The organism is Pseudomonas sp. HLS-6 (assembly GCF_002753995.1).
Lineage (GTDB): Bacteria > Pseudomonadota > Gammaproteobacteria > Pseudomonadales > Pseudomonadaceae > Aquipseudomonas > Aquipseudomonas defluvii.
Map to the genome: position 1 here is coordinate 3,330,595 of NZ_CP024478.1, position 17,387 is coordinate 3,347,981.

At 61.0% G+C, this 17,387-nt stretch carries 14 protein-coding genes; all 14 read left to right on the forward strand.

From position 1 onward, the window contains the following. The first annotated feature begins 416 nt into the window (after window positions 1-416). The 14 genes from aceA (at window position 417) to nuoN (ending at window position 17,320) form a co-directional block, all read left to right on the forward strand. Window positions 417-1,742 (forward strand): isocitrate lyase, encoded by a 1,326-nt coding sequence (gene aceA, locus CS390_RS15550; RefSeq protein ID WP_099775291.1) that lies wholly within the window; start codon window positions 417-419, stop codon window positions 1,740-1,742. 629 nt (window positions 1,743-2,371) lie between these two features. Continuing rightward, entirely contained in the window at window positions 2,372-2,785 is a 414-nt protein-coding gene (locus CS390_RS15555; RefSeq protein ID WP_065758541.1) for an NADH-quinone oxidoreductase subunit A, read from the forward strand. Between the two features lie 10 nt (window positions 2,786-2,795). Beyond that, window positions 2,796-3,473: an NADH-quinone oxidoreductase subunit B gene (locus tag CS390_RS15560; RefSeq protein ID WP_065758540.1), complete on the forward strand. Its 678-nt coding sequence runs from the start codon at window positions 2,796-2,798 to the stop codon at window positions 3,471-3,473. A 77-nt stretch (window positions 3,474-3,550) separates the two neighbouring features. Continuing rightward, window positions 3,551-5,332, forward strand: a complete 1,782-nt coding sequence (gene nuoC, locus CS390_RS15565; protein WP_099775292.1) for an NADH-quinone oxidoreductase subunit C/D — start codon at window positions 3,551-3,553, stop codon at window positions 5,330-5,332. Between the two features lie 2 nt (window positions 5,333-5,334). Continuing rightward, the gene (nuoE, locus tag CS390_RS15570) at window positions 5,335-5,832 is read left to right on the forward strand and encodes an NADH-quinone oxidoreductase subunit NuoE (RefSeq protein ID WP_099775293.1); all 498 of its coding nucleotides are present in this window, start codon (window positions 5,335-5,337) and stop codon (window positions 5,830-5,832) included. Next, window positions 5,829-7,184 (forward strand): NADH-quinone oxidoreductase subunit NuoF, encoded by a 1,356-nt coding sequence (gene nuoF, locus CS390_RS15575; RefSeq protein WP_065758537.1) that lies wholly within the window; start codon window positions 5,829-5,831, stop codon window positions 7,182-7,184. Before nuoE ends, nuoF begins: the two co-directional genes overlap by 4 nt. A 132-nt stretch (window positions 7,185-7,316) precedes the next feature. Beyond that, on the forward strand, window positions 7,317-10,031 hold the full coding sequence (nuoG, locus tag CS390_RS15580) for an NADH-quinone oxidoreductase subunit NuoG (protein WP_065758536.1): 2,715 nt from the start codon (window positions 7,317-7,319) through the stop codon (window positions 10,029-10,031). Then, window positions 10,028-11,035, forward strand: a complete 1,008-nt coding sequence (gene nuoH / locus CS390_RS15585) for an NADH-quinone oxidoreductase subunit NuoH (protein ID WP_065758535.1) — start codon at window positions 10,028-10,030, stop codon at window positions 11,033-11,035. Before nuoG ends, nuoH begins: the two co-directional genes overlap by 4 nt. 11 nt (window positions 11,036-11,046) lie before the next feature. After that, complete coding sequence (gene nuoI / locus CS390_RS15590; protein WP_065758534.1) at window positions 11,047-11,592, forward strand: NADH-quinone oxidoreductase subunit NuoI; 546 nt, start codon at window positions 11,047-11,049, stop codon at window positions 11,590-11,592. Window positions 11,593-11,601: 9 nt separating this feature from the next. Continuing rightward, window positions 11,602-12,102, forward strand: coding sequence for an NADH-quinone oxidoreductase subunit J (nuoJ, locus tag CS390_RS15595; protein WP_065758533.1), 501 nt, complete (start codon window positions 11,602-11,604; stop codon window positions 12,100-12,102). Between the two features lie 4 nt (window positions 12,103-12,106). Next, window positions 12,107-12,415, forward strand: a complete 309-nt coding sequence (nuoK, locus tag CS390_RS15600; protein WP_028944232.1) for an NADH-quinone oxidoreductase subunit NuoK — start codon at window positions 12,107-12,109, stop codon at window positions 12,413-12,415. Next, the gene (nuoL, locus tag CS390_RS15605) at window positions 12,412-14,265 is read left to right on the forward strand and encodes an NADH-quinone oxidoreductase subunit L (protein WP_099775294.1); all 1,854 of its coding nucleotides are present in this window, start codon (window positions 12,412-12,414) and stop codon (window positions 14,263-14,265) included. Before nuoK ends, nuoL begins: the two co-directional genes overlap by 4 nt. A 39-nt stretch (window positions 14,266-14,304) precedes the next feature. Next, the gene (gene nuoM / locus CS390_RS15610; protein ID WP_065758531.1) at window positions 14,305-15,837 is read left to right on the forward strand and encodes an NADH-quinone oxidoreductase subunit M; all 1,533 of its coding nucleotides are present in this window, start codon (window positions 14,305-14,307) and stop codon (window positions 15,835-15,837) included. 7 nt (window positions 15,838-15,844) lie between these two features. Continuing rightward, a complete protein-coding gene (gene nuoN / locus CS390_RS15615) occupies window positions 15,845-17,320 on the forward strand; it encodes an NADH-quinone oxidoreductase subunit NuoN (RefSeq protein ID WP_065758530.1) in 1,476 nt (491 codons plus the stop codon). Window positions 17,321-17,387: the final 67 nt, after the last annotated feature.

The following is a 17,387-nucleotide window of genomic DNA, read 5'->3' on the forward strand; positions in this document are numbered from 1 at the left end:
AATCGCAGAGGCATGATGGCCCCGCTCCCGCTAATCAGAGGCCCTGGCAAGGGCCTTCGAGTCGCGCTCTAAACCTACCCAACTGAGCCGATTCGTGTCTGTACAGCCCACAAGGCGTTTGACGAGATTGCGACTGGAACGAAGTTGTCCCGAGGGACGGAAGCGCATCAAACGGTACACGGCCCATCAGGGATCGCAGCACGGCAACCACGAGCCAACCTGCAGTCACCAGAAGCGCCAACTACCTGCTCACTTCCCCCTTGAGCCTCACTCGTTCAACCGTCGCACATTTCGCCAAACACGACTGATCGCCAATGCTTCTGATCTGCGAGCAATCGGTGCTGCCCCTGTAAATAAACAGCGCAGCCGACAGAGCGAACATTTTTACCAAGACCTATGCGACGAGGTTTATTTTCATGGCACTGACACGCGAACAGCAAATTGCAGCCCTCGAAAAAGACTGGGCCGAAAACCCGCGCTGGAAAGGCGTGACCCGTACCTACACCGCTGCTGATGTTGTCCGTCTGCGTGGCTCGGTCCAGCCAGAGCACACCCTGGCCCGCATGGGTGCCGAGAAGCTGTGGAACCTGGTTACCCAAGGTGCCCACCCATCCTTCCGCCCCGAAAAAGATTTCGTCAACTGCATGGGCGCCCTGACCGGCGGCCAGGCAGTACAACAGGTCAAGGCCGGCATCCAGGCTATCTACCTGTCCGGCTGGCAAGTGGCTGCCGATAACAACTCGGCCGAGTCCATGTACCCAGACCAGTCGCTGTACCCAGTGGACTCGGTTCCAACTGTGGTCAAGCGCATCAACAACTCGTTCCGTCGTGCCGACCAGATCCAGTGGAAAGGCGGCAAGAACCCAGGCGATGACGGCTACATCGACTACTTCGCTCCGATCGTAGCGGACGCCGAAGCCGGTTTCGGTGGCGTACTGAACGCCTACGAACTGATGAAGAACATGATCGAAGCAGGCGCTGCTGGCGTTCACTTCGAAGACCAACTGGCCTCCGTGAAGAAATGCGGCCACATGGGCGGTAAAGTACTGGTTCCAACCCAGGAAGCCGTTCAGAAGCTGACCGCTGCCCGTCTGGCTGCCGACGTTGCAGGCGTACCGACCATCATTCTGGCCCGTACCGACGCTAACGCCGCCGACCTGCTGACCAGCGACTGCGACCCGTACGATCAGCCATTCGTGATCGGCGAACGCACCCAGGAAGGCTTCTACAAAGTACGCGCCGGCCTGGATCAAGCCATCGCTCGCGGCTTGGCCTACGCGCCGTACGCCGACCTGATCTGGTGTGAAACCGCCAAGCCAGACCTGGACGAAGCTCGTCGCTTCGCCGAAGCGATCAAGAAGGAATACCCAGACCAGATCCTGTCCTACAACTGCTCGCCTTCCTTCAACTGGAAGAAAAACCTGGACGACGCGACCATCGCCAAGTTCCAGCGCGAACTGTCGGCCATGGGTTACAAGCACCAGTTCATCACCCTGGCGGGTATCCACAACATGTGGCACAGCATGTTCAACTTGGCGCACGACTACGCCCGCAACGACATGACTGCCTACGTGAAGCTGCAGGAGCAGGAGTTCGCCGACGCGTCCAAAGGCTACACCTTCGTTGCTCACCAACAGGAAGTCGGCACCGGCTACTTCGACGACATGACCACCGTGATTCAGGGCGGCTCGTCTTCGGTAACCGCACTGACCGGCTCCACCGAAGAAGAGCAGTTCCACTGATCAATGATCAGTAGCTGATATTCGGGTAGAACTGAAAACCCGGGGCCTGTGATGGGGCTCCGGGTTTTTTTGCACCTACCATGAGCGAGAGCCAGGGAAGCCCATCAGCGCCCCTACAGGCGCACCTGGGATGCTTCGGCGGAGTGCCCGTGAGTGCGCGGTGACTGCATCGCGGGCAAGCCCTGCTCCTACAGGGTGGACTGCCTCATGAGCCACCAACCAACGCACCGAAGCATTGATCCAAGGCGGCACAACCCAGGAAAAAAGCTGCTAAATAGGTAAACGCAAAAAATTATGGACACTGCACTATGAGCAGGAACTTCCAGGCAACAGAAGGCGCTAATAAACAGTCGCGCCAGATGATATCAATTATCATTAACAATCTTGTCGTTCATTACACCAAGCAAGAAACATAATTAACAAAAGGTGAGGCAATGCCCAGCCTATGCGGCCTGCAGCGTGTTACGAAAGATTTTTGTTCTTAATCTAACGAATTAATTTGCTGCAGAAATTTTACTTGCACCCGCTTTACCCATAAAATCAGCCCGATAGATCCCGCTGCGACATATCGTCACTGCTCTACTTCTTTCAAGCTCAGAGACCCAAGCGCTCTGTTAAGGATTTTCAGCATGCCCGATTCGACAGGACTCATCGCCCACAACTGGGGCTTTGCCATTTTCCTTTTGGGTGTCGTCGGCCTGTGCGCCTTCATGCTCGGTCTGTCCAGCCTGCTCGGCAGCAAGGCCTGGGGCCGCAGCAAGAACGAACCCTTTGAATCCGGCATGCTGCCTACCGGCAGCGCACGTCTGCGCCTTTCGGCAAAATTCTATCTGGTCGCGATGCTGTTCGTGATCTTCGATATCGAAGCCCTCTTTCTCTTTGCATGGTCTGTGTCTGTCCGCGAAAGCGGCTGGACCGGATTCGTCGAAGCACTCGTTTTCATAGCAATTCTGTTGGCAGGTCTTGTCTACCTTTGGCGAGTAGGGGCGCTCGATTGGGCTCCCGTAGGTCGTCGCAAGCGGCAAGCGAAGCTGAAACAATGAGGCTTTGGCAATGCAATACAATCTCACCAGAATCGATCCGGATGCGCCTAACGAGCAGTACCCCATCGGAGAACGGGAAACCGTCTCCGATTCGCTGCTAGAGGACCAGGTCCACAAGAACATCTTCATGGGCAAACTTGAAGATGTGCTCAGTGGCGCGGTGAACTGGGGGCGTAAAAACTCCCTGTGGCCTTATAACTTCGGCCTCTCCTGCTGCTACGTGGAAATGACTACGGCCTTCACGGCGCCCCACGACATCGCCCGCTTCGGCGCCGAAGTCATCCGGGCATCACCGCGTCAGGCCGACTTCATGGTCGTCGCTGGCACCTGCTTCATCAAAATGGCGCCGATCATTCAGCGCCTGTACGAGCAGATGCTCGAACCCAAGTGGGTCATCTCCATGGGTTCGTGCGCGAACTCTGGCGGCATGTACGACATTTACTCGGTCGTTCAGGGGGTCGACAAGTTCCTCCCCGTGGATGTCTACGTGCCTGGCTGCCCGCCTCGCCCTGAAGCATTCCTGCAAGGCCTGATGTTGCTGCAGGAGTCGATTGGCCAGGAGCGTCGCCCTCTTTCCTGGGTTGTCGGTGATCAAGGCGTATACCGCGCCGAGATGCCGTCACAGAAAGAGCAGCGTCGTGAACAGCGCATCCAGGTCACCAACCTGCGCAGCCCCGACGAAGTCTGATCCAGCGACCTGCTGCCTGCTCTGCGGAACAGGCGGCCTGGCTTCATTCTCTACGTTGACCGAAAGCGACCGAGACCATGACAGCGGACACCGCTATTTACATCCCGCCTTACAAGGCTGACGACCAGGATGTGGTCGTCGAACTGAACAATCGTTTTGGCCCAGAGGCGTTCACCGCCCAGGAAACCCGCACCGGCATGCCTGTGCTGTGGGTGACCCGCGCCAAGCTGATCGAAGTACTGACGTTCCTGCGCAACCTGCCCAAACCGTATGTCATGCTCTATGACCTGCACGGTGTGGACGAGCGTCTGCGCACCCAGCGCCGTGGCTTGCCGGGCGCCGATTTCAGTGTGTTCTACCACCTGCTCTCGATCGAACGTAATAGTGACGTAATGATCAAGGTCGCCCTGTCTGAGAGCGACCTGAGCCTGCCAACCGTCACCGGTATCTGGCCGAACGCCAACTGGTACGAGCGTGAAGTCTGGGACATGTTCGGCATCAACTTTGCCGGCCACCCGCACCTGACCCGCATCATGATGCCACCGACCTGGGAAGGTCACCCGCTGCGCAAGGACTTCCCTGCCCGCGCCACCGAGTTCGATCCGTACAGCCTGAACCTGGCCAAGCAACAGCTCGAGGAAGAAGCCGCGCGCTTCAACCCTGAAGCCTGGGGCATGAAGCGTTCCGGTGCCAACGAGGACTACATGTTCCTCAACCTGGGCCCGAACCACCCTTCGGCTCACGGTGCCTTCCGTATCGTCCTGCAGCTGGACGGCGAAGAGATCGTCGACTGCGTTCCGGACATCGGTTACCACCACCGTGGTGCCGAGAAGATGGCCGAGCGTCAGTCCTGGCACAGTTTCATTCCTTACACCGACCGTATCGACTACCTCGGCGGTGTGATGAACAACCTGCCGTATGTACTGGCCGTCGAGAAGCTGGCCGGTATCAAGGTGCCGCAGAAGGTCGACGTCATCCGCATCATGATGGCCGAGTTCTTCCGGATCACCAGCCACCTGCTGTTCCTGGGTACCTACATCCAGGACGTCGGCGCCATGACCCCGGTGTTCTTCACCTTCACCGACCGCCAGCGTGCCTACACCGTGATCGAAGCGATCACCGGCTTCCGTCTGCACCCGGCCTGGTACCGCATCGGTGGCGTCGCCCACGACCTGCCACGTGGCTGGGACCGTCTGGTCAAGGACTTCGTCGAATGGCTGCCCAAGCGCCTGGACGAGTACGAGAAAGCCGCCCTGCAGAACAGTATCCTGCGCGGCCGTACCATCGGCGTTGCCCAGTACAACACCAAGGAAGCCCTGGAGTGGGGTGTCACCGGTGCTGGCCTGCGTTCCACCGGCCTGGACTTCGACCTGCGTAAAGCCCGCCCTTACTCGGGCTACGAGAACTTCGAGTTCGAAGTGCCGCTGGCTCACAATGGCGATGCCTACGACCGTTGCATGGTCCGCGTTGAAGAGATGCGCCAGAGTATCCGCATCATCGACCAGTGCATGCGCAACATGCCGGAAGGCCCGTACAAGGCGGATCACCCGCTGACCACGCCGCCACCGAAAGAGCGCACCCTGCAGCACATCGAAACCCTGATCACGCACTTCCTGCAAGTTTCGTGGGGCCCGGTCATGCCGGCCAACGAATCCTTCCAGATGATCGAAGCGACCAAGGGTATCAACAGTTACTACCTGACGAGCGATGGCGGCACCATGAGCTACCGCACCCGGATTCGTACCCCGAGCTACCCGCACCTGCAGCAGATCCCTTCGGTGATCCGCGGCAGCATGGTCGCGGACCTCATTGCGTACCTGGGCAGTATCGACTTCGTTATGGCTGACGTGGACCGCTAAGCATGAATAGCACGCTTATCCAAACCGACCGTTTCGCCCTGAGCGAAACCGAGCGCTCGGCCATCGAGCACGAGATGCATCACTACGAGGACCCGCGCGCGGCGTCCATCGAAGCCCTGAAGATCGTTCAGAAAGAACGTGGCTGGGTGCCTGACGGTGCGGTCTACGCCATCGGCGAGATCCTGGGCATTCCGGCCAGCGATGTCGAAGGCGTCGCAACCTTCTACAGCCAGATCTTCCGTCAGCCTGTCGGCCGGCACATCATCCGCGTCTGCGACAGCATGGTCTGCTACATCGGCGGCCACGAGTCGGTGGTCAGCCAGATCCAGAGCGAGCTGGGCATTGGCCTCGGCCAGACCACCCCGGACGGTCGCTTCACCCTGCTGCCGGTGTGCTGCCTGGGTAACTGCGACAAGGCCCCGGCGCTGATGATCGACGACGACACCTTCGGTGACGTACAGCCGACTGGCGTCTCCAAACTGCTGGAGGGCTACGTATGACCCTTACCTCCTTCGGGCCTGCCAACCGCATTGCCCGCACCGCCGAGACCCACCCGCTGACCTGGCGTCTGCGCGATGACGGCCAGCCGGTGTGGCTCGACGAGTACCAGGCCAAGGACGGCTACGCTGCCGCCCGCAAGGCGTTGGGGCAAATGTCCCAGGACGACATCGTCCAGACCGTCAAGGACTCCGGCCTCAAGGGCCGTGGTGGTGCGGGCTTCCCGACCGGCGTCAAATGGGGCCTGATGCCCAAAGACGAATCCATGAACATCCGCTACCTGCTGTGCAACGCGGATGAAATGGAACCCAACACCTGGAAAGACCGCATGCTGATGGAGCAACTGCCCCATCTGCTGATCGAAGGCATGCTGATCAGCGCCCGCGCGCTGAAAGCCTACCGTGGCTACATCTTCCTGCGTGGCGAATACGTCACCGCAGCCGCGCACCTGAACCGTGCGGTCGAAGAAGCCAAGGCCGCCGGCCTGCTGGGCAAGAACATCCTCGGCAGCGGCTTCGACTTCGAGCTGTTCGTCCACACCGGTGCCGGTCGCTACATCTGCGGTGAAGAAACCGCACTGATCAACTCCCTCGAAGGTCGCCGCGCCAACCCGCGCTCCAAGCCGCCCTTCCCTGCCGCCGTTGGCGTGTGGGGCAAGCCGACCTGCGTTAACAACGTCGAGACGCTGTGCAACGTGCCGGCGATCGTCGGCAACGGTATCGACTGGTACAAATCGCTGGCCCGCGAAGGCAGCGAAGACCACGGCACCAAGCTGATGGGCTTCTCCGGCAAGGTGAAGAACCCTGGCCTGTGGGAACTGCCATTCGGCGTCAGCGCTCGCGAACTGTTCGAAGACTATGCCGGTGGCATGCGCGACGGCTTCAAGCTCAAGTGCTGGCAGCCTGGTGGTGCCGGTACCGGTTTCCTGCTGCCAGAGCACCTGGACGCACAAATGTACGCCGGTGGCATCGCCAAGGTTGGCACCCGTATGGGTACTGGCCTGGCCATGGCCGTGGACGACAGCGTCAACATGGTCTCGCTGCTGCGCAACATGGAAGAGTTCTTTGCCCGTGAATCCTGTGGTTTCTGCACCCCGTGCCGCGATGGCCTGCCATGGAGCGTCAAGCTCCTGCGCGCCCTCGAGAAAGGCCAGGGCCAGCAGGGCGACATCGAGACCCTGCTGGGTCTGGTCGGTTTCCTCGGCCCAGGCAAGACCTTCTGTGCGCACGCACCGGGTGCCGTGGAGCCATTGGGCAGCGCGATCAAATATTTCCGCCCGGAATTCGAGGCTGGCATTGCTGCGAACGCAGGCGTGCGCCCGGACCTGGCGAAGCCGATTGTCGTCGGCGCATAACGAATAGAACGCGGGTGGTCCGTGCCACCCGCTGCTTGCACAGCTCGCCCGGGTCCGCCTGTCGCGGGCTGCAAGCACACAGTTTTCCATTAGCCACGCCCGCAGACGCGGGCCAACGAAGAACTTTGAACCATGGCCACTATCCACGTAGACGGCAAAGAGCTCGAAGTCAACGGCGCAGACAACCTGTTACAGGCGTGTCTGTCGCTCGGCCTCGACATTCCTTATTTCTGCTGGCACCCGGCGCTCGGTAGCGTCGGTGCTTGCCGCCAGTGCGCGGTCAAGCAGTACACCGACGAGAACGACAAGCGTGGTCGTATCGTCATGTCCTGCATGACCCCCGCCACCGATGGCAGCTGGATCTCCATTGACGACGAAGAAGCCAAGGTGTTCCGCGCCAGCGTCGTCGAATGGCTGATGACCAACCACCCGCACGACTGCCCGGTCTGTGAGGAAGGCGGTCACTGCCACCTGCAAGACATGACGGTAATGACCGGCCACAACGAGCGCCGCTACCGTTTCACCAAGCGTACCCACCAGAACCAGGAACTCGGCCCGTTCATCGCTCACGAGATGAACCGCTGCATCGCCTGCTACCGTTGCGTGCGTTACTACAAGGACTACGCAGGCGGTACTGACCTGGGCGTTTTCGGTGCCCACGACAACGTCTACTTCGGCCGCGTCGAAGACGGTGCCCTGGAGAGCGAATTCTCCGGCAACCTGACCGAGGTCTGCCCGACTGGCGTGTTCACCGACAAGACGCACTCCGAGCGCTACAACCGCAAGTGGGACATGCAGTTCGCCCCGAGCATCTGCCATGGCTGCTCCAGCGGTTGCAACATCAGCCCGGGTGAGCGTTATGGCGAACTGCGCCGTATCGAGAACCGCTTCAACGGCTCCGTTAACCAGTACTTCCTGTGCGACCGTGGCCGCTTCGGCTATGGCTACGTCAACCGTGAAGACCGCCCACGCCAGCCGCTGCTCGCCAATGGCCAGAAACTGAGCCTGGACGCCGCCCTCGATCAAGCGGCCGATATGCTGCGTGGTCGCAACATCGTCGGTATCGGCTCGCCACGCGCCAGCCTGGAAAGCAACTACGGCCTGCGCGAACTGGTCGGTGCCGAACACTTCTACTCGGGTATGGAAGCCGCTGAACTTGAGCAGGTGCGCCTGGTTCTGCAGGTGCTGAACGACAGCCCGCTGCCGGTGCCAACCCTGCGCGAGATGGAAGACCACGACGCCGTGTTCGTCCTCGGTGAAGACCTGACCCAAACGGCTGCCCGCGTTGCCCTGGCCCTGCGCCAGTCGGTCAAGGGCAAGGCCGAGGCCATGGCCGACGCCATGCGTGTTCAGCCTTGGCTCGACGCTGCGGTAAAAAACATCGGCCAACACGCCATGTACCCGCTGTTCATCGCCAGCCTGGCCGAAACCAAGCTCGATGACGTCGCCGAAGAATGCGTACACGCATCCCCGGATGACCTGGCTCGCCTCGGTTTCGCCGTCGCCCACGCCATCGACCCAAGCGCCCCTGCCGTTGAAGGGCTGGACGCCGAAGCCCTGGCCCTGGCCAAGCGCATCGCCGATGCCTTGGTCGCTGCCAACCGCCCACTGGTCGTTGCCGGTACTTCGCTGGGCTCCAAGGCCCTGATCGAAGCCGCCGCCAACATCGCCAAGGCGCTGAAGCTGCGCGAGAAGAACGGCTCCCTGAGCCTGGTCGTCCCTGAAGCCAACAGCCTCGGGCTTGCCATGCTCGGCGGTGACTCGGCCGATGCCGCGCTGGATGCCGTGATTTCCGGCAAAGCCGACGCCATCGTCGTACTGGAAAACGACCTGTACAGCCGCCTGCCAGCGGCCAAGGTCGATGCTGCGCTGGCGGCCGCCAAGGTTGTCATCGTTGCAGACCACCAGAAGACCCCGACCACTGACCGCGCCCACCTGGTGCTGCCTGCGGCTACCTTCGCTGAAGGCGACGGTACCCTGGTCAGCCTCGAAGGCCGCGCCCAGCGTTTCTTCCAGGTGTTCGATCCGACCTACATGGACGCTTCGATCCTGGTTCACGAAGGCTGGCGCTGGATGCACGCCCTGCGCTCAACCCTGCTGAACAAGCCGGTGGACTGGACCCAACTGGACCATGTCACCAGCGCCTGCGCAACAGCGGCCCCGCAACTGGCGGGCATCGTCAACGCGGCACCGTCGGCGGCATTCCGTATCAAAGGCCTGAAACTGGCCCGCGAACCGCTGCGCTACTCCGGTCGTACCGCCATGCGCGCCAACATCAGCGTACACGAGCCGCGTACCCCACAAGACCAGGACACCGCGTTTTCCTTCTCCATGGAAGGTTATTCGGGTTCGGTTGAACCGCGTCAGCAAGTGCCGTTTGCCTGGTCACCGGGCTGGAACTCGCCACAAGCCTGGAACAAGTTCCAGGACGAAGTCGGTGGTCACCTGCGCGCTGGCGATCCGGGCACCCGCCTGATCGAAAGCCAGGGCGACAAGCTGAACTGGTTCGCCAACATTCCTGGCGCCTTCGCACCGGCTCGTGGTACCTGGCAAGCGGTGCCGTTCTATCACCTGTTCGGCAGTGAAGAGAACTCTTCGCGCGCAGCACCGGTGCAAGAGCGTATCCCGCAAGCCTACGTCGCCCTGGCCAAGTCCGAAGCCGACCGCCTGGGTGTCAACGACGGCGCCATGCTCAGCCTGAACGTCGCCGGCCAGACCCTGCGTCTGCCGCTGCGTATCAATGAGGAACTGGGCGCTGGCCTGGTTGCCCTGCCGAAAGGCCTGGCCGGTATCCCGCCAGCCATCTTCGGTCACACCGTCGAAGGCCTGCAGGAGGCAGCACAATGACCTGGTTCACCCCTGAAGTGATCGATGTGATCATCACCGTCGTCAAGGCCATCGTGGTCTTGCTGGCCGTGGTGGTCTGCGGCGCGCTGCTCAGCTTCGTCGAGCGGCGCCTGCTGGGCTGGTGGCAGGACCGTTACGGTCCGAACCGCGTCGGCCCATTCGGCATGTTCCAGATCGCTGCCGACATGCTGAAGATGTTCTTCAAGGAGGACTGGAACCCACCCTTCGTCGACAAGGTGATCTTCACCCTGGCGCCGGTCGTGGCCATGAGTGCTCTGCTGATTGCCTTCGCGATCATCCCGATCACCCCGACCTGGGGTGTCGCGGACCTGAACATCGGCCTGCTGTTCTTCTTCGCCATGGCCGGCCTGTCGGTCTACGCCGTACTGTTCGCCGGTTGGTCGTCGAACAACAAGTACGCACTGCTCGGCAGCCTGCGGGCTTCGGCCCAGACCGTGTCGTACGAAGTGTTCATGGGCCTGGCGCTGATGGGCATCGTGGCGCAGGTTGGCTCGTTCAACATGCGCGACATCGTCGACTACCAGGCGCAGAACCTGTGGTTCATCATTCCGCAGTTCTTTGGCTTCTGCACCTTCTTCATCGCTGGCGTTGCCGTGACTCACCGTCACCCCTTCGACCAGCCGGAAGCGGAACAGGAACTGGCCGACGGTTACCACATTGAATATGCCGGTATGAAATGGGGCATGTTCTTCGTCGGTGAGTACATCGGCATCATCCTGATCTCGGCACTGCTGGTAACACTGTTCTTCGGTGGCTGGCACGGCCCGTTCGGCATCCTGCCGCAACTGCCGTTCCTCTGGTTTGCCCTGAAGACCGCGTTCTTCATCATGCTGTTCATCCTGCTGCGCGCCTCGATCCCGCGCCCGCGCTATGACCAGGTGATGGACTTCAGCTGGAAGTTCTGCCTGCCGCTGACCCTGATCAACCTGCTGGTGACCGCCGCGCTCGTGTTGTTGAACACGCCGGCCGGCGCGGTTCAGTGAGGATATAGAGCATGAAGTACATTTTTGACATCATCAAAGGCACCTACACCCAGCTGCGCAGCCTGGTGATGGTGTTCTCCCACGGGTTCCGCAAACGCGACACCCTGCAGTACCCGGAAGAGCCGGTCTACCTGCCACCGCGCTACCGTGGTCGCATCGTCCTGACCCGCGATCCCGATGGTGAAGAGCGCTGTGTAGCGTGCAACCTGTGTGCCGTGGCCTGCCCGGTCGGTTGCATCTCGCTGCAGAAAGCCGAAACCGACGACGGTCGCTGGTACCCCGAGTTCTTCCGCATCAACTTCTCGCGCTGCATTTTCTGCGGCCTCTGCGAGGAAGCCTGCCCGACCACCGCGATCCAGCTGACGCCGGATTTCGAAATGGCCGAGTTCAAACGTCAGGACCTGGTGTACGAGAAAGAAGATCTGCTGATCTCCGGCCCCGGCAAGAACCCTGATTACAACTTCTACCGTGTTGCAGGTATGGCGGTTGCCGGCAAGCCGAAAGGCGCTGCGCAGAACGAAGCCGAGCCGATCAACGTGAAGAGCTTGCTCCCTTAAGGAAGAAAGATGGAATTCGCTTTCTATTTCGCATCCGGTGTCGCTGTGGTGTCCACCCTTCGGGTGATCACCAACACCAACCCGGTACACGCCCTGCTCTACCTGATCATTTCGCTGATCTCCGTGGCGATGACTTTCTTCGCCCTCGGCGCGCCGTTTGCCGGCGTACTGGAAGTGATCGCCTACGCTGGCGCCATCATGGTGCTGTTCGTCTTCGTGGTGATGATGCTCAACCTGGGGCCGGCTTCGGTTCGCCAGGAGCGCGACTGGCTCAAGCCCGGTATCTGGGCGGGGCCGGTGTTCCTCGGCGCCCTGCTGCTGCTGGAACTGCTCTATGTGCTGTTCGGCAATCAAAGTGGTGTTGGCATCGGCCACACCACTGTCGATGCCAAGGCCGTCGGCATCAGCCTGTTCGGCCCTTACCTGCTGGTGGTGGAACTGGCCTCGATGCTGCTGCTCGCTGCAGCGGTAACGGCATTCCACCTCGGCCGCAACGAGGCGAAGGAGTAACGACATGCCTGCAATTCCTCTCGAACATGGCCTGGCCGTCGCCGGCATCCTGTTCTGCCTCGGTCTGGTCGGGCTGATGGTGCGCCGCAACATTCTTTTCGTGCTGATGAGCCTGGAAATCATGATGAACGCCTCGGCACTGGCGTTCATTGTCGCGGGCAGCCGTTGGGCGCAGCCGGATGGACAGATCATGTTCATCCTGGTGATCAGCCTGGCAGCGGCCGAGGCCAGTATTGGCCTGGCGATCCTGTTGCAGCTGTATCGCCGCTTCCACACTCTCGATATCGATGCAGCCAGTGAGATGCGCGGATGAACCTTCTCTTTCTGACTTTCGTATTTCCCCTGATCGGCTTCCTGCTGCTGTCGTTCTCGCGCGGACGGTTCTCGGAGAACCTCTCGGCGCTGATCGGCGTCGGCTCGGTAGGCCTCTCGGCCATCGCCGCGGCCTACGTGATCTGGCAGTTCAACGTTGCACCGCCTGCAGGCGGTGCGTACAGCCAGCTGCTGTGGCAGTGGATGTCGGTAGACGGCTTCGCACCCAACTTCACCCTGTACCTGGATGGCCTGTCGGTCACCATGCTGGGTGTGGTGGTCGGCGTCGGCTTCCTGATCCACCTGTTCGCCTCCTGGTACATGCGCGGTGAAGCGGGCTACTCGCGCTTCTTCGCCTACACCAACCTGTTCATTGCCAGCATGTTGTTCCTGATCCTGGGCGACAACCTGCTGTTCATCTACTTCGGTTGGGAAGGCGTGGGCCTGTGCTCCTACCTGTTGATCGGTTTCTACTACAGCAACCGCAACAACGGTAACGCCGCACTCAAAGCCTTCATCGTGACCCGTATCGGTGACGTGTTCATGGCCATCGGCCTGTTCATCCTGTTCCAGCAACTGGGTACCCTGAATGTCCAGGAACTGCTGGTACGCGCACCGGAGCACTTCAAGGCCGGTGACTTCTGGATCGTCATGGCCACCCTGATGCTGCTGGGCGGCGCGGTCGGTAAATCCGCCCAACTGCCACTGCAGACCTGGCTGGCTGACGCGATGGCGGGCCCAACCCCGGTTTCGGCACTGATCCACGCCGCGACCATGGTGACCGCCGGTGTCTACCTGATCGCCCGTACCCACGGCCTGTTCGCCCTTGCGCCGGACGTGCTGCACCTGGTCGGCGTGGTCGGCGGTGTCACCCTGGTACTGGCCGGCTTCGCCGCGCTGGTTCAAACCGACATCAAGCGTATCCTCGCCTACTCGACCATGAGCCAGATCGGCTACATGTTCCTGGCCCTGGGCGTTGGCGCCTGGGAAGGCGCGATCTTCCACCTGATGACCCACGCCTTCTTCAAGGCCCTGCTGTTCCTTGCCTCCGGTGCGGTCATCGTTGCCTGCCACCACGAGCAGAACATCTTCAAGATGGGTGGCCTGTGGAAGAAGCTGCCGCTGGCCTACGCCAGCTTCATCGTCGGTGGTGCCGCCCTGGCTGCCCTGCCGCTGCTGACCGCCGGTTTCTACTCCAAGGACGAAATCCTCTGGGAAGCCTTCGCCAGTGGTAACAACGGTCTGCTGTACGCCGGCCTGGTCGGTGCTTTCATGACCTCGCTGTACACCTTCCGCCTGATCTTCATCGCCTTCCACGGCGAAGCCAAGACCGAAGCCCATGCTGGCCACGGGATTTCCCACTGGCTGCCGCTGGGCGTGCTGATCGTACTGTCCACCTTCGTCGGTGCCTGGATTCATCCACCACTGGCCGGTGTACTGCCGCAGAGCGCCGGCCATGCCGGTGGCGAAGCCAAGCACAGCCTGGAAATCGCCTCGGGCGCCATTGCCATCGCCGGTATCCTGCTGGCAGCCGTGCTGTTCCTGGGCAAACGTCGCCTGGTAACAGCCATCGCCAACAGCGGCATCGGTCGCGTGTTGTCGGCCTGGTGGTTCGCTGCCTGGGGCTTCGACTGGATCTACGACAAGCTGTTCGTCAAACCTTACCTGCTGATCAGCCATGTGCTGCGCAAGGACCCGGTTGACCGCAGCATTGGTCTGGTGCCGCGTCTGGCACGTGGTGGCCACGCTGCCATGAGCCGTACCGAAACCGGTCAGCTGCGCTGGTACACCGCCTCGATCGCCGCAGGTGCCGTGATTGTTCTCGGCGCTGTGTTGTTGGCTGCGGTCTGATATGAACCTTGCGACTTTGCGAAAGGAATTGAGCCCGTCATGATTTTGCCTTGGCTGATCCTGATCCCCTTCATCGGCGGCCTGCTGTGCTGGCTGGGTGAGCGCTTCGGCGCCACCCTGCCACGCTGGATTGCGCTGCTGACCATGTCCCTGTTGCTCGGTATCGGCCTCTGGCTGTGGGCACACGGTGACTACACCCTCGCCCCGGCACCGGGTACCGAGCCTGCCTGGACTGTCGAATACAAAGTGCTCTGGATCGAGCGCTTCGGCATCAGCCTGCACCTGGGCCTGGACGGCCTGTCGCTGCTGATGATCTTGCTCACCGGCCTGCTCGGTGTGCTTTCGGTCCTCTGCTCGTGGAAAGAGATCCAGCGCCACGTCGGCTTCTTCCACCTCAACCTGATGTGGATCCTGGGCGGCGTGGTCGGGGTGTTCCTGGCCCTGGACCTGTTCCTGTTCTTCTTCTTCTGGGAAATGATGCTGGTGCCGATGTATTTCCTCATCGCGCTCTGGGGTCACAGCTCGGCAGACGGCAAGAAGACCCGGATCTACGCAGCAACCAAGTTCTTCATCTACACCCAGGCCAGCGGCCTGATCATGTTGGTGGCGATCCTGGGCCTGGTACTGGTGAACTACAACACCACCGGCGTACTGACCTTCGACTACAGCACACTGCTCAAGGCCGAACTGCCAGCCGGTACCGAGTACCTGCTGATGCTGGGCTTCTTCATCGCCTTCGCGGTGAAACTGCCGGTTGTACCGTTCCACTCCTGGCTGCCTGACGCTCACGCCCAGGCACCTACCGCAGGTTCCGTGGACCTGGCGGGTATTTTGCTGAAAACCGCTGCCTACGGTCTGCTGCGTTTCGCCCTGCCGCTGTTCCCGAATGCCTCGGCGGAATTCGCGCCAATCGCCATGACCCTCGGTCTGATCGGTATTTTCTACGGTGCATTCCTGGCCTTCGCCCAAACCGACATCAAGCGCCTGATCGCGTTCTCCAGCGTCTCGCACATGGGCTTCGTGCTGATCGGTATCTACTCCGGCAGCCAGCAAGCGCTGCAAGGTGCAGTGATCCAGATGCTCGCACACGGTCTGTCGGCTGCGGCACTCTTTATCCTGAGTGGCCAACTGTACGAACGCCTGCACACCCGTGACATGCGTCAGATGGGCGGCCTGTGGCACCGTATCGCTTACCTGCCAGCCATCAGCCTGTTCTTCGCCGCCGCGTCGCTGGGCCTGCCAGGTACCGGTAACTTCGTTGGTGAATTCCTGATCCTGATCGGCAGCTTCGTCAGCTCGCCATGGGTGACTGTGATCGCTACCAGCGGCCTGGTCTTCGGTTCGGTCTACTCGCTGATCATGATCCACCGTGCCTACTTCGGTCCGGCGAAATCCGATGAAGTCCTGGCTGGTATGGACACTCGCGAAATGATCATGGTGCTGGGCCTGGCTGGCCTGCTGATCCTGCTGGGCGTTTACCCGCAGCCGTTCCTCGACACCTCTGCCGCTACCATGAGTGGTGTGCAGCAGTGGCTCGGCACCGCTTTCACTCAACTCGCTTCGGCCCGGTAAGAGCGCTATGGACCTGACGATTCAACACTTTATCGCGCTTGCGCCGCTGCTGATTACCAGTATCACCATTGTTGTGGTGATGCTGGCTATCGCCTGGCGCCGCAATCACTCGCAAACCTTCCTGCTGTCGACCGTGGGCCTGAACCTGGCCCTGCTGTCGATTATTCCAACCCTGAAAGTCACACCCCTGGCGGTCACCCCGCTGCTGACCGTCGACAACTTCGCCTGCCTGTACATGGCACTGATCCTGGTCGCCACCCTGGCTTGCGTTACCCTCGCCCACGCCTACCTGGGTGAAGGCAAAAGCGGTAAAGGCTACCCGGGCAACCGTGAAGAACTGTACCTGCTGATCCTGATGGCAGCCCTCGGTGGTCTGGTACTGGTCTGTGCACAGCACCTGGCTGGCCTGTTCATCGGCCTGGAGCTGCTCTCGGTACCGGTCTATGGCCTGGTGGCTTACGCGTTCTTCAACAAGCGTTCGCTGGAAGGCGGCATCAAGTACATGGTGCTGTCGGCCGCAGGCTCGGCCTTCCTGCTGTTCGGTATGGCCCTGCTGTACGCTGATGCTGGCAGCCTGACCTTCACCGGTATTGGCAAGGCACTGGCAGCCACTGGCATGCCAAGCCTGCTGGCTCAACTGGGCCTGGGCATGATGCTGGTTGGCCTGGCATTCAAACTGTCGCTGGTACCGTTCCACCTGTGGACCCCAGACGTTTACGAAGGTGCGCCAGCACCGGTCGCAGCGTTCCTGGCCACCGCCAGCAAGGTTGCAGTGTTCGCCGTCGTCGTACGCCTGTTCCTGATCTCGCCGGCGGCCAGCAGCGGCGTACTGACCACCGTGCTGTCGGTGATCGCCGTCGCCTCGATCCTGATCGGTAACCTCTTGGCGCTGACCCAGAGCAACCTCAAGCGTCTGCTCGGTTACTCGTCCATCGCCCACTTCGGTTACCTGCTGATTGCCCTGGTGGCCAGCAAGGGCCTGGCGATGGAAGCCATCGGCGTGTACCTGGTCACCTACGTGATCACCAGCCTCGGTGCCTTCGGTGTGATCACCCTGATGTCGTCGCCGTACAACGGCCGTGACGCTGACGCCCTGTACGAGTATCGCGGCCTGTTCTGGCGCCGTCCGTACCTGACCGCCGTACTGACCGTGATGATGCTGTCGCTTGCAGGTATCCCGCTGACCGCAGGCTTCATCGGCAAGTTCTACATCATTGCGACCGGTGTCGAATCGCAGCTGTGGTGGCTGGTCGGCGCCCTGGTACTGGGCAGCGCCATCGGCGTGTTCTACTACCTGCGTGTCATGGTTACCCTGTACCTGATCGAACCAAACCTGCGTCGTCACGATGCCCCGCTGAACTGGGAACAGCGCACTGGCGGCGTCATGCTGCTGGCCATCGCGATCCTGGCCTTCGTGCTGGGCGTGTACCCGCAGCCGCTGCTGGACATGGTCCAACACGCCGGGTTTCAGCTGATCGGTTGATCGCCCAGGTACCAATCGCTTCAGTAACAACAGACACCCCGCCTCGGCGGGGTGTTTTGTTTTCCGG

Excerpts from the sequence above, each read along its gene's own strand:
- aceA (WP_099775291.1), top strand. The coding sequence starts at position 417 with ATGGCACTGACACGCGAACAGCAAATTGCAGCCCTCGAAAAAGACTGG.
- CS390_RS15555 (WP_065758541.1), top strand. The coding sequence starts at position 2,372 with ATGCCCGATTCGACAGGACTCATCGCCCACAACTGGGGCTTTGCCATT.
- CS390_RS15560 (WP_065758540.1), top strand. The coding sequence starts at position 2,796 with ATGCAATACAATCTCACCAGAATCGATCCGGATGCGCCTAACGAGCAG.
- nuoC (WP_099775292.1), top strand. The coding sequence starts at position 3,551 with ATGACAGCGGACACCGCTATTTACATCCCGCCTTACAAGGCTGACGAC.
- nuoE (WP_099775293.1), top strand. The coding sequence starts at position 5,335 with ATGAATAGCACGCTTATCCAAACCGACCGTTTCGCCCTGAGCGAAACC.
- nuoF (WP_065758537.1), top strand. The coding sequence starts at position 5,829 with ATGACCCTTACCTCCTTCGGGCCTGCCAACCGCATTGCCCGCACCGCC.
- nuoG (WP_065758536.1), top strand. The coding sequence starts at position 7,317 with ATGGCCACTATCCACGTAGACGGCAAAGAGCTCGAAGTCAACGGCGCA.
- nuoH (WP_065758535.1), top strand. The coding sequence starts at position 10,028 with ATGACCTGGTTCACCCCTGAAGTGATCGATGTGATCATCACCGTCGTC.
- nuoI (WP_065758534.1), top strand. The coding sequence starts at position 11,047 with ATGAAGTACATTTTTGACATCATCAAAGGCACCTACACCCAGCTGCGC.
- nuoJ (WP_065758533.1), top strand. The coding sequence starts at position 11,602 with ATGGAATTCGCTTTCTATTTCGCATCCGGTGTCGCTGTGGTGTCCACC.
- nuoK (WP_028944232.1), top strand. The coding sequence starts at position 12,107 with ATGCCTGCAATTCCTCTCGAACATGGCCTGGCCGTCGCCGGCATCCTG.
- nuoL (WP_099775294.1), top strand. The coding sequence starts at position 12,412 with ATGAACCTTCTCTTTCTGACTTTCGTATTTCCCCTGATCGGCTTCCTG.
- nuoM (WP_065758531.1), top strand. The coding sequence starts at position 14,305 with ATGATTTTGCCTTGGCTGATCCTGATCCCCTTCATCGGCGGCCTGCTG.
- nuoN (WP_065758530.1), top strand. The coding sequence starts at position 15,845 with ATGGACCTGACGATTCAACACTTTATCGCGCTTGCGCCGCTGCTGATT.